13 protein-coding genes and 1 tRNA gene are annotated in these 12,156 nt (G+C 57.1%); 3 read left to right on the forward strand and 11 right to left on the reverse strand.

Annotated features, from left to right (window positions below; translation table 11 throughout):
• Positions 1-50 precede the first annotated feature (50 nt).
• From AC2FLA_RS03635 to rlmB, 3 genes are all read right to left on the reverse strand, one after another.
• Positions 51-503 carry a YHS domain-containing (seleno)protein gene (locus AC2FLA_RS03635; protein WP_199913474.1) on the reverse strand — a complete coding sequence of 151 codons (453 nt, stop codon included), beginning with the start codon at positions 501-503 and terminating at the stop codon, positions 51-53.
• Between the two features lie 104 nt (positions 504-607).
• Positions 608-922, reverse strand: a complete 315-nt coding sequence (locus tag AC2FLA_RS03640; RefSeq protein ID WP_496720960.1) for a hypothetical protein — start codon at positions 920-922, stop codon at positions 608-610.
• Positions 903-1,676, reverse strand: coding sequence for a 23S rRNA (guanosine(2251)-2'-O)-methyltransferase RlmB (gene rlmB, locus AC2FLA_RS03645; RefSeq protein WP_496720589.1), 774 nt, complete (start codon positions 1,674-1,676; stop codon positions 903-905). Before rlmB ends, AC2FLA_RS03640 begins: the two co-directional genes overlap by 20 nt.
• 116 nt (positions 1,677-1,792) lie before the next feature.
• Between rlmB and AC2FLA_RS03650 the strand changes: the two genes are divergently transcribed.
• Positions 1,793-1,876: transfer RNA gene (locus AC2FLA_RS03650), tRNA-Tyr, on the forward strand.
• Between the two features lie 146 nt (positions 1,877-2,022).
• On the opposite strand, the gene AC2FLA_RS03655 is transcribed toward AC2FLA_RS03650, so the two are convergent.
• The 7 genes from AC2FLA_RS03655 to AC2FLA_RS03685 all read right to left on the reverse strand — a co-directional run bounded on the left by AC2FLA_RS03655 (position 2,023) and on the right by AC2FLA_RS03685 (position 9,916).
• Positions 2,023-3,144 (reverse strand): alanine racemase, encoded by a 1,122-nt coding sequence (locus tag AC2FLA_RS03655; RefSeq protein ID WP_496720591.1) that lies wholly within the window; start codon positions 3,142-3,144, stop codon positions 2,023-2,025.
• The gene (locus AC2FLA_RS03660) at positions 3,141-4,388 is read right to left on the reverse strand and encodes a D-arabinono-1,4-lactone oxidase (RefSeq protein WP_496720593.1); all 1,248 of its coding nucleotides are present in this window, start codon (positions 4,386-4,388) and stop codon (positions 3,141-3,143) included. The genes AC2FLA_RS03655 and AC2FLA_RS03660 overlap by 4 nt, the downstream gene beginning before the upstream one ends.
• Before the next feature lie 86 nt (positions 4,389-4,474).
• Entirely contained in the window at positions 4,475-4,996 is a 522-nt protein-coding gene (locus AC2FLA_RS03665; RefSeq protein WP_496720595.1) for a DUF2478 domain-containing protein, read from the reverse strand.
• Positions 4,997-5,068: 72 nt separating this feature from the next.
• Positions 5,069-5,734 (reverse strand): NnrU family protein, encoded by a 666-nt coding sequence (locus AC2FLA_RS03670; protein ID WP_496720597.1) that lies wholly within the window; start codon positions 5,732-5,734, stop codon positions 5,069-5,071.
• A 108-nt stretch (positions 5,735-5,842) separates the two neighbouring features.
• Positions 5,843-7,909, reverse strand: coding sequence for an ABC transporter permease (locus tag AC2FLA_RS03675; protein WP_496720599.1), 2,067 nt, complete (start codon positions 7,907-7,909; stop codon positions 5,843-5,845).
• A complete protein-coding gene (locus AC2FLA_RS03680) occupies positions 7,906-8,955 on the reverse strand; it encodes a quaternary amine ABC transporter ATP-binding protein (protein ID WP_496720601.1) in 1,050 nt (349 codons plus the stop codon). Before AC2FLA_RS03680 ends, AC2FLA_RS03675 begins: the two co-directional genes overlap by 4 nt.
• A 10-nt stretch (positions 8,956-8,965) precedes the next feature.
• Complete coding sequence (locus tag AC2FLA_RS03685) at positions 8,966-9,916, reverse strand: ABC transporter substrate-binding protein (RefSeq protein ID WP_058275748.1); 951 nt, start codon at positions 9,914-9,916, stop codon at positions 8,966-8,968.
• Between the two features lie 415 nt (positions 9,917-10,331).
• On the opposite strand from AC2FLA_RS03685, the gene AC2FLA_RS03690 reads away from it, so the two are divergent.
• Complete coding sequence (locus AC2FLA_RS03690; protein ID WP_496720603.1) at positions 10,332-10,994, forward strand: DNA-3-methyladenine glycosylase I; 663 nt, start codon at positions 10,332-10,334, stop codon at positions 10,992-10,994.
• A 59-nt stretch (positions 10,995-11,053) separates the two neighbouring features.
• The gene (locus AC2FLA_RS03695) at positions 11,054-11,728 is read left to right on the forward strand and encodes a hypothetical protein (protein ID WP_432653395.1); all 675 of its coding nucleotides are present in this window, start codon (positions 11,054-11,056) and stop codon (positions 11,726-11,728) included.
• A gap of 3 nt (positions 11,729-11,731) precedes the next feature.
• Here AC2FLA_RS03695 and AC2FLA_RS03700 read toward each other — a convergent pair whose 3' ends face one another.
• Positions 11,732-12,130 (reverse strand): c-type cytochrome, encoded by a 399-nt coding sequence (locus AC2FLA_RS03700; RefSeq protein ID WP_496720606.1) that lies wholly within the window; start codon positions 12,128-12,130, stop codon positions 11,732-11,734.
• Between the last annotated feature and the right edge of the window lie 26 nt (positions 12,131-12,156).

Genomic DNA, 12,156 nt, shown 5'->3' on the forward strand with positions numbered 1-12,156 from the left:
GAGGGACATCGCATTTTTGTGATGACAGATCGAAGAAAGCAGGAATTCGCCTAGTCTTGATACAGCACCACAGGCCAATTTTCCTCGGCCATGTGAATGTATTCTGCACGATCTCCGCGCCAGAGCTGCTCAATCTCAGGCGAGTGGGTCAGGTACAGCCGGCCTTCCACCATGTCCCAAAGCATCGGATCGGTGCTTTTTAAGATACCTTGCGCCATGGCATAGGCGCAGTAGCCCCCGAACTGAGGGGAAAAGGCGCGAGGATTGCTTTCAAACAGATCGCGATTCTCGGCCGAGGCGAAATGCCACTCGGCCCCTTTCCAGATCACAGAATATTCTGGCAATCCGCGGACCGGCGTTTCCTCAAGAAAATATGAGACAGGGTCGTAGCCGGCCATGACGGCACCGTCCGCCTCATAGAAGACGGGCATGTCCTGTGCATGAGCGGCAGGAAGAAGGGCAACGGCGGCTATCGCGCCAAGTATGAAACGTTTGATTGGCATCACATGCTCAGGATTACAAATTCAGGGTATCAAAATGCAATCTTTTGTCGCGCGAAACACCCCTATTAACGCGGTTGTGAACACCCGTGTCGCTTTATCCCGCGTCAGTCAAAGATATCCTCGACCACATCCCATGCTTCATCAATGACGCGCGCAAAAATCCCCTTTTTCTTCTTTTTCTTTTTGGACTGGTATGCGGTGGCCGTCTTGTAGCTATCGCGCTTGGGCTTGTCATTGCTCAGCTTGCGCTTGGGAACCATCTTGAGGTCATGCAAAGGGGCACCGCAGCTGGAACAGCTGAGTTCGTGGCGATGCTTCCCTTTCAGAACCAACGCAGCGCGCGTTCCACAATAACAGCAAGTGGCGATTTTGGTCGGGCTGGTAATGGCTCTCTCCTGTCTATTGATGCCTTGAAGCATATAAGGCAATTGCGGCAGCATTTGAGACGTTAAGAGAACCAAACCCACCGGATGCGTCGATTTTCACCAGTTGATTGACAGTTTCCTTGGTCTTCTGCCGCAGGCCGGGCCCTTCGGCCCCCAGCACGAGTGCAACAGGTTGATCCAGCTTGCCGCCCAACGCCGTCTCGATGGTTTGTTCGGCCTCACCGTCCAGACCCAACACCAGAAAGCCCATGTTCTGCAGCTCGACAATAGTATCCGCCAGATTGCGCACGCGCAGATAGGGCTGACGCTCCAGTGCTCCGCTGGCGGTTTTGGCCAGCGCGCCCGTCTCCGGCGCCGAATGGTGTCGCGTACCGATCACGGCACTGGCTCCAAGCACTTCGGCCGAGCGAAGAATCGCCCCAACATTGTGCGGGTCGGTAACACGGTCCAATAAAATGACCCTGGGATGCTCACGCCCAATGCAATTTTCAGCCAGCCCGCCCCAATCCAGCGGCTTGACCTCAAGTGCAGCCCCCTGATGGACTGAACCGGGATCAATGGGCGCGGTGAATTTTCGCGGATCGACCATTTCGACCTCGATCCCTGCAAATTCAATCACTTCTGCCAGTTTATCCCGTGCGTTCCGCGTCACAATCAGTTTCAGTTTCTGCCGGTTCGGGTTCATCAAAGCATCCCGAACGGCATGCAAACCGAACAGCCAAACGGTTTCAGACGCCGCAGCTTTGCGCGCCTGTTCCTTTTCAACGACCCACTTGGGTTTCTTCATTTCTTGGGCCTCCGGGCCGGGAATTCGGTTTCCTGCGTCAAAGCCAAATTTTCCTGTTGACGCTTCTTCAAGGCGCTAGTAATCACGCCTCCACGTCAGGTGCAACGCCTGACAGTGGGCGACAGGCCGCAAGGTGTGGCAGGGGACTGTAACTCCCTCGCGGAGACGCACGCCTGGTTCGATTCCAGGGTCGCCCACCACTTTCCAATCACATGCAGATCACTCAATCAAAGCACTTTTGCTCGCAACGGCCTTCGATTGCGTACCTCTGTTGCATTTTCTTGACATAAGCTGGTCGCTATGAATCTGAGGCACGCCGTTGAAACCCTGTTTACGGCAACGCAGCCTAGCTGGGCAGGCATGGCCATTCGCTAACCACCTGCCCGCCTCGGACGGCAAGCATGGTGCCGAACTGATTCAGCACAGCCTCGCTTTGATCAGGGCGCAGCAGGGCGATGTCGCCCGGCGATACGTCTGCCGAACGCGGGCCTGTCCACACTTCCTGATTGCTAGAACGGCCGAAGACCGCTGAGTAGCCAAACCCTGCTGGAAATACTGGCTGGGCAAGGAAGTGGCCGCCAAAGATCGCAATATCTGTTTTTTGCCGCGGCAAGAACTCAAGCCCCGGCAATGCGTTACCCGGCATTGCTTTAAGAACTGGTGTCGCAATGAACGCGGCTGGTTCAAACGCCTGCGTCGTGGCGTGGTCAAAATCGGTGGGTTTTACCAGAACCGAGCCGAATGCGACCTCATTCGCGGACCCATTGGCAAGGTAGGATTGAAAGGTCAGGCTGCCGCCTGTGTTCAGACACAGCTCATCCTCGACATGCGGCAATGCGGCGACGGCTGTGTTGAACGCACCTGCACTGGCCCGCGCCGCGCGGTTGCGCAGAATGCCGGGCAGTTTCGCCAAATGCGCCTCGTACCCCATGACCCCGGCAAGCTGCCCGTATGGGTGCGCCATTATTTGTTGGGCAAGTTCTGGGACATTCTGAGAAATTAGCCCGCCACGGTGCAGGCCGATATCCAGTTCCAAAGACAAACGCAGTGACGTCTGGCGATCCGAAGCCAACGCCAGATATTCCCCAAGCCGAGCTGGGGTGTCGATCAACCATTGAACGCGCCTTGCCGCGTCGTGATTGGTGGTCAGTAACCTTGCAGCCGTACTGACAGGCAAGGGCTTCCCGATCAGATGGTCTGTATCGGGCTCGGCCGTCAAAAGCGCCTGCAACATCGGTTCGGAAAACGTCATCAGGCCAGAGGTCGAGATGCGCTCGCGAATGAAATCCAACAAAGGAAGGCAGGGCAGAGACTTGGCGACCAGCCTGCGGGCCAGCCCAGCGTCAGCAACTCTGTTCGCGACAACACAATTGGCATCCAACAAGTCTAAGTCCACTACGACGACGGGCTTGTCGACCCCGTGTGATCGCAGAGCATTTGACAGAGCTTTCAGGGCTGCTGCGTTCATGGTCGAAACAACCGAGCAAGCGATGGCGTCAGAAATTTACCCTGTGGATCGAGCTGTTCGCGCAACGCGCAAAACTGGTCAAAACCCGGATACATTACGGACAGGTCTTTGTAAGTCAGATTGTGCAACTTGCCCCAATGAGGGCGACCACCTGCTTCGACAAATAGCGGCTCAATAGCTTCGAAATACCGTTTATGATCCTCGGCTGCGTCGGTGTGGATGGCAATGGAAATGCGCGGCCCACCCTGGAACGGAGACAGACAGGCCGTGTCACCAGCAGTCTGGCGCACTTCGATCGGAAAATAGATGTCCTTGTGGTCGCGATGTAGGCGCGTCAGAACCTCTTGCAGAACATCCCCAGCCACATCTGGCGGCAGATGATATTCCATTTCCTTGAAACGAATATGCCGGTCGCTACACAAAACCCGCCAGCTTTCGCCGACGTAATCCTCGTCCGACTGTGCCATCGTCAGCACTTTGAGCATTGCACGGCGCAACCCTTCGCTGATCCGCCCCGCGCTGCGCGCAAGTTTCAGTACCTTTACAGCGATCATATCCAAATCGCGCGGTGCCTTGCTTTCGGCGGCATCAGTGATGGCATGACGAAGTTCGACAGTTTTTCCGGTAAAGGGGATGTAGAAGAACTCGAAATTCCGGTTCTCCGCCCATTTCTGGTGCATCGTGACCAGGCTATCCTCGACCGAGGCAAGCTGGACCTGCCGACGTAAGTTATACTTTGGCACGACCTTGATCTGCGCTTCGGTCAGAACGCCCAGCATACCCAAACTGACCTGTACCATCTCAAGCGGGATATCATCCGTGGTCAGAACATCACCGCTTGCCCCGACCATTCGGGCAGCGGTGACTTCTGCCGCAAGGCAGGGAAGTTCGCGCCCGGTCCCATGGGTCGCGGTCGACACCGCACCAGCCAGAGATTGCGCGTTGATATCCCCAAGGTTGCGGAACGCCAGCCCCTTGTCCGCCAGTGCCGGCGACAGATCCCGCAAACGCGCATTGGCGTTAACCCATTCCCGATCCTGCCGGGCATCGCCAAGCGTTGGCAGGTCCAAATCCGACAAGTCCACAATCCGGTCACCACCGGCCACGATCGGCGTAAATGAATGCCCTGCACCTATGATCCGCAGGCTTTGGGGCTGCGTAATTTCTTTTTGCAGTTCAGCAATCGACGTCGGGCGCGCTATTGGCGTATCCGTTCGCTGGTTTCCGGCCCAATTGGTCCACATGCACTGTCTCCTCCAAGAAAGAGGATTGCAGCACAGGCGACACGAAACAAGTTAGGAAAACAGAAGCTTACCCGACGGGAGCTTTGTCAGGCCGCGGCCTCACGTTGCGCAGTGACGCGGTCGAACCATGCAATGATGCTTTCTGGATCAGGTGCGATCTGTTCGGCAGCACCACCAGTGAACGCGTCGAATTTTTCTTTGTTCAGACCGTTCACACCAACAAGGACGGGAACATCCAGCGCCAGAGCTTCGGCAATCACGGGGCGGAATCCGCGCCCGTCAGCCTCATGCTTGCCGAATTTGTTGATGATCAGCAATTGCGGTGCGGCGGCCAGCGAAGAGGTCACATATCCAACGGCCTGCTCCAGCGCGGCAGGGTCCAGACGGCAACCACGTGACTGTTCACCAAGGGATTGAGAGATGCGAATGGTCTCTCCCTCGGGCAGAACCCGAACATCCATGTCACACTTGCTGCTATCCGCGCATTCAGTGTTGGTTTGCACCACCCCCGCAAGGCTCGCGCCTTTGGCGAGCAGGTGTTCGGCAACCGCACTTAACAGGCGGTCGGTTGCGCCGCGGTCGGTGGTCGTAACATAGGCCAGATGCATCCAAGGACCCCTTAGTATAGATTTGTAACGTTCCAGATAGCACGCAAGTACCTGCGCGACCACTCTCTTGGGTCACGGTAATGGCGATAATCCGATCACAGGCGTGTGCAGATGTAGCAATGCCATGAAGATGGCAATTGCGACCAGCCAAACCCAAAGACGCGGCCACGGCTGTGGACTGCGCAGCGACAGGCGGGCTGTATTACGAGACAGCCGGATCCATTCCATACCCATATCGCATTGTTTGCGGCGATCGATCAAAACCATTCCGAAAGCCGAAAAACCTGCAAAAAGCCCGAACAGGATCACGTGTGACAGGCTGCCATTGGCCAGCAGGTGCGCCCCCGCCCACAGCATCAAAGCCGCAAGAACAGGGTGGCGCGTGGTCCGCAGGATGCCCGGTTTTTCAGGGTCAAAAGCGCGATGCCCCATCCCGCCAAAAGAGAACGGGTTTTGGATCGATATGCCGGCGACAGCCAGCCAGCACACGATTGGCATCACCAAGAGTGGCGCCCAGCGAAAGATGGCAAGCGGCGGTATGACCTCAACATATGGTGCTTGGGCTGCGGCGACGATTAGCCACGCGAGAACCAACAGCGACAATACGGAATATGCCGCAAAATATCCCTTGCGCCCCAATGTTTCGATCAGCCGCCCGCGAACACCCGGCCTCACCGGGATGGCGTGGCTGAGAAGAAAGGTGATCAGTGCTGCGAGGAAGAAGGCCCAACCGGTCATAGTATTCTCCGAACGTGTTACGCGCGGTCTACGTCCCGAACGCTGTCCGGTCTTTGTCTAAGATCAAGTGCAGGGCAAAAGGGGCGGACGCGCCGCCCCTGCCCCAATTCACAGTCCCAGCGCTTTACGCCGTTCTTCGGCAAAACCCTGCACGATACGGTCGGCAACAAGCGCCAGAATCGCCATAGCGGCACCGGCCGAGATGCCCAGCCCCACATCCGCCTGCCCCAGTGCCAGATAGATCGACTGTCCCAGACCGGTGGTCCCGATCAGCGCCGCGATCACCAGCATTGCAAAGGCATAAAGGATGGTCTGGTTCAGCCCCAGCAGGATCGTCGGCGCAGCATATGGCGCGCGCACGTCGCGCATGATCTGCCACTCAGTCGCGCCACTTGAGATTGCGGCCTCCATCATCTCTTCCGGCGTGTTGACCAACCCGTGCCGCGTGTAGCGGATCATCGGGACGATGGCGTAAGCACAGATCGCCAGAAAGGCCGAGAATTCACCGATCTGGAACACCATTAGCACCGGGATCAGGAAAACGAACAGAGGGATTGTCTGCAGCATGTCGCAGATCGGACGAACCACTTTCCAGACCGGCGACCACACGGCGCTGGCCAGCCCGATCAAACCGCCTGCGACGGCACAGGAAAACACCGCAGCACCGCTGAGGTATAGCGACAGCAAGGCGCGTTCCCACAGGCCGGATACGAGGATGGTGCACAGCAGCCCCACCGAAAGCGCCGCCAGACGCCAGCCGCCCGCGACATAGCTGAGCGCCGCAGCGCCGGTTAGGACGAAGGGCCAAGGCAGGTTTGCGATGCCGGTTTCCAACATTCCGATCAGGATCAGCACAACCAATCCTCCGGTCATGTGACCGCGCCATGCCATCAATGCTGCGATGACCGCGCCGGCGGCGAAAAGGCCAAAGCTCATGCCAGCCGTCCACTGGAAACCCCAGGTGAACGGTAGAACGGCCTGATCCAGACCGATCCGCAGTGGCAACAGCACATAGAACAATGAGTTGTTCTTGAGCGCATCCAGCCAAGGACCATTGGCCTGCGTGAACGCGGTCAGGCCGCTATCGACAGCCTCGGCCATCGGGTCCAGCAAGGTCAGTTCGGACGGGTTCGGCAGCCATGCCCAGAAAGCGACGGTGAACAGGGCCGTAAAGCCCAACACCGCCCAGACAACGCGTGGATCATAGCGCTTACGCTCAGTCGCCAGCGTGCCGCTCATCCGGTCGATCACCACAGCAAAGACCACGATGACCAGACCGGCCATCAGCGACTCGCCAAATTGAGCCTTGCGCATGGTCAGCAGAACTTCCCAGCCGATGTCGTTGAACCCGCCGATAACGGCGGCGATGATGACCATTGAAAGGGCGGCCATCAGGCATTGGTTCACGCCCACCATGATCTGCGTCGCCGCTGCCGGGATTTCGACCTGAAACAACTGCTGAAACCGCGTGCCACCGGACATGATGGCGGCCTCTTTTATCTCAGGCTCGACCCGTTCCAAACCCAGCATCACGTTGCGCGCCATGGGCGGGGCCGCATAAATGGCCGACGCGATCAATCCCACAACCGGGCCAAAGCCAAACAGCAGCAATAGCGGGGTCAGGTAGGCAAATGTCGGGACCGTCTGCATCACGTCCAAAACTGCCTGAACAAAGGACCTAACACGCGGCACTTCGTTGGCAAGGATGCCGATGGCACCGCCGACGATCAGCGCAACAGGAACCGAGACGGCGACCAATGCCAAGGTATTCATACTCTCGGCCCAATAGCCGGAGGCGAACACGAAACACAGACCAAAAAACCCCAACGCCGCCATGGGCAATCCGCCCAGAAACCAGCCTAGCGCTGTCACCAGACCGATGAGGATGGGCCAAGGAGTGCTGCCCAACAGGAAATTGGCCGCGTTCATGGGATAGGCCATCAGGTCGGAAAACAGCCGCATCGCTGGTTTGATACCGTTCAGAAACCAGTCCAAAAACGCGCCAACCCACTCAGTCGCGGGCAATTCCCAGGCGGTGGGCCACTTGACCAACCAAGGCGCAACGCCATCCAACGCAAGGCAAATTGCGCCGACGACGACTGTGATCAATGCCGCCTTCGCGCCAACCGTTAGTCGGGTCGCGCTGTTACTGGGGATGTCTGAAACGGCGGTCATGTCTCATCCACCTGGAGCGCGGCGGCAAGATCAGAAGGGTGGACAGTGCCAACAATATTGCCTGCCTCATCGCGCACAGGAACGGGTTCATAAAGCTCCATGCAATGCGCCAACGCGGCGTCCAGGGTCATCGAGGTTGTCAAGCCAGGATCATCCGGGCCACGTTCAGACTCGTCCCGCATGACCGAGGCGACTTTGGCGTGCTGACCCTTGGCCACGTCTTTCGAAAATTCGCGCACGTAGTCATCTACGGGGCGCAATACGATATCCGTCGGCGTTCCGATCTGGACGATCTTGCCATCGCGCATGATGGCGATGCGGTCGGCCAGTTTCAGTGCTTCTTGGATATCGTGAGTAATAAACACGATGGATTTCTTTAACGTCGCCTGAATGCGCAGGAATTCGTCCTGCAGCTGTCGGCGGATCAGTGGATCAAGGGCCGAGAACGGCTCGTCCAGAAACCAGATGTCCGGGTTCACCGCCAAAGACCGTGCAATTCCCACGCGCTGACGCTGACCACCGGAAAGCTGGCGAGGATAGCTGTCCTCGCGACCCTCCAATCCGACCAGAGTGATGACCTCTTGCGCGCGGGCCATTCGTTCCTTTTTGCCGACGCCCGATACGCGCAGCGGATAAGCCACGTTATCTGCGACGGTCATGTGTGGAAACAGTCCAAAATGCTGGAACACCATGCCCAGTTTCTTGCGACGCAATTCGGTCAGCGCTTTCTTCGACGCACCAATGACGTTTTCGCCGTCGACACGAATTTCGCCGCCCGTGCCCGGCAACAATTGCGAGATACAGCGGATCAGTGTGGACTTGCCCGACCCCGACAGGCCCATGATGACGAAGAGCTCGCCCTCTTTGACTTCAAAATTTGCGTCCTGAACAGCCGGGATGAACCCGTGTTCGCGCAGATCGGCGGCGGCTTGGTCTGCATCATTCCCTGACCGAGACAGCGCGTCGGTCAGGGCTTTGTCTGCGCCTTGACCAAAAACCTGCCAGAGATTCTGGCAGGTAATGGCTGGCGTATTCGCGTCAGTCACTTATGCGAACTCACTGCGTTGCCGCGTCAACAACCGGACGCCATTTGTCTTCGTTCGCAGCCATCCATTCGGCGACAACTTCTTCGACTTTACCGCCGTCAACATCGATCGCGCCCATCATCGGCTGCTGGTCCTCGACTGCCAATTGATAGTTGGACAGGATTTCATAGGCCGCAGGCCATTTTTCTTCCATCCCGTTCCAGCTGGCTTTGAAGATGCGCGAGGGCGAGAAATCGCAATCGTTTACGGCGTTCGGGTTTGGACCCCAGGCCGGATCGTTAAAGCAGGCTTCTTCACCGGCAGGCAATTCAACGAATTGCACGTCATAAGCCGACATCGCCCAATGCGGCTGCCAGAAAGTGATCAGCAGCGGCGACTTGCGCTCGGTCGAAGCGCGCAATTCGGCGATCAGAGCACCTTCGGAACCGGCAGGCACAGCTTTGAACGGCAGCTCAAGACCGGTCATACGGTCGGCGCCGGGCGTACCCCAATCAGCAGGATAGTCGACCAGACGACCACCGGGCAGAGTTTCAGCGGTCGCGAAGACCTGCGCGCAATCCTTCAGCGCTTCCCATGCAGGCAGACCGGGGCACAGATCGGCCACGTGCGCCGGATAAGCGATGCCTTCCTTGGCATCCAGACCCAGATCGCCGATTTCGACGACGGTGCCTTCGTCGATTTTCTTGGCGTATTCGTCCGAGACGTTGGATGACCAGATTTCCAGCGTCGCAGTGATGTCGCCATCCGCGATCGCCTGGAACTGGTTCATCATACCAGCGGTCACGTATTCGACGTTGTAACCCGCGGCTTTCAGCATCTCGCCCGCAACTTGGGTCGTTACGTGCTGACCGGTCCATTCGTTGATCGCCAGTTTGATCGGCTCGTCCACGGCACCCATATCGGCGGCGTAAGCGGAACCGGCTACCATCATAGCCAACAGGCTGACACTAAGTTTTTTCATCGACATTCTCCCTGTCTTTTTTGTTTTTCGTCCACCTCAGCGCAAAAGTGCGCGCCGGAAGGTTGGACAGACGACAATACCTTGTCGCAACATGCACAATATTGGCCGCAAAAGGGAAGTGAACACTTTGAACAAAGGCGGAATTTTTCGCCTTGTACTAAGCTGCAAGTCCCCACTCGCTGCGTTGTACTGATCGCGCGCGTTTTTGCTTAACACAAATATCTGGCGCAGGTCTTTGATTGACGAGTCAATCACAAACCCGAATCCCCTGTTTTGTCGAGCATTTCTTTGCTCGATGTTCGATTTTTCTGCATTTTTTTGATCTCAGACGCACCAAATGTCCAAAACCTCACTCTCTTTGAGACCTTGTAACGAAGCGTTCAACAGGCAACTTTAACGGTGGAGGACATGATTGATGCATCATTTCGATGAAATTTTTGTAATGGCTGCCAATCGCCATGGTGGCCCGGATGCGTTGAATGAAAAATTGAGCAAACCCAAAAGCCTGGCTGAGCTTGCTGAGATGCCGGAAGATCGCTGGCTGTCGATCATTACCAAGACTATTTTTCAGGCGGGGTTCAACTGGAAGGTCATCGAAAACAAATGGGGCGGGTTTGAAATCGCATTTGACGGTTTCGATGTCGGACGCTGCGCCTTCATGGATGATGAGAAATTCGACGCCTTGCTGCAGGGTACCAGCATTGTGCGCAACGGGACCAAGATCGCGACCGTTCGTGACAATGCCGCATTTCTGCTGGAACTGCGTAATGAAGGCGGCGCGGGTCAGGTGCTTGGAGGATGGCCATCCGAAGACTACGTCGGTCTGTTGGCGATGCTGGCCAAGCGCGGGTCGCGTCTGGGCGGGGCTTCGGCCCAATACGCCATGCGATTTGCAGGGCGTGACAGTTTTATCCTCTCGCAGGATGTGACCGCCCGGCTGATTGCCGAAGGGGTGGTTGATAAACCCGCGGCTTCGAAAAAGGCGATGGCTGCGGTGCAAGAGGCCTTTAATACATGGATGGATCAATCAGGCCGGTCGCTAACCGAAATCAGCAGGGTTTTGGCGATGAGCCTGTGAAAACGGGTTGCAGCGCGGGCACTTCGCATTAGGCTTTGATTATGGCCTTTCGTATTTTGATGACGCTATTAATTTTGCTTGCTGCCTGTGGTCGCCCTTTGACGGATCAGGAACGCGCATTTGCAAGTGCCGTTCAAGGCGACACGCTGGATTTGGATCGCGTGCGACTTGTCGAAGGTGCGCCGGTAACGCCGATCACGTTTTACCGCAAGGACCGGCCGCGCCTGGCCTGTCGGGAACGTATCCTGCCACCAACCGAAGAAGGGGTCGTCACGGCGAAACCCGCCGCTGTTGCGTTGTTCAACAAGGTCTATTTTAACAAGGACTGGTACCTTGAGGACTATATGTCCGATTTCCCGGAACAGATGGACCTGATTGCCGGGATGTTGCTTGCACACGAACTGACACACGTCTGGCAATGGCAGAACCGCCAGTCCACTGGTTACCATCCCTTGCGAGCTGCCGCCGAACATGGCGGAAGCAAGGACCCGTACTTGTTCGACCTGCAGACATCGCCTGATTTTCTATCCTATGGATTCGAACAACAGGGGGCGATCGTCGAGGAATACGTCTGCTGCCGGGCATTGGACCCTACCGCACCGCGGACCCAGCGCTTGCATGACATGTTGGGGACGCATTTCGACTTGTCCCCGCTGCCCGGCGCACAACGCGAGCGTGCCGTTGTCATTCCGTGGAGCGGAGCGAAGGTCGAAGGGATTTGCCGCGAAGGCTAAGCCTTATTGCAGCGCCTCCAGATAAACCACCAGATCCACAATCGGCTGACTGGTCAGGATCGGCTGACCGTCTGGGGTTTTCATCGTGGTATCCTGCCCCTCGAAATACGGGCCATAAACCGGCATCGGGCTGCCATGACTGACCAAGGGATCACGCCCGTCGATACGCGCCACAACACGGGCTGTTGGGAATACTCCGTCCCCGAATGCCAGCTGCGTCAGATCAGTCGGCTGTATCACCAACACACCAGCCATTGGCCCATGCCCCGTCGCATCAATCCCATGACATGTTGCGCAATAGTGCTGATAGAGCTCAGCGCCGGTTTCAACGTTCTGTGCCATGGCATGAGACGAAAGTGTAGCCACACCCAAACAAACTGCCCCGAACATCGGTCTGATCATCGCATCCTCCTGTCACGACTGACATT

The organism is Ruegeria sp. CDSA033 (assembly GCF_059612305.1).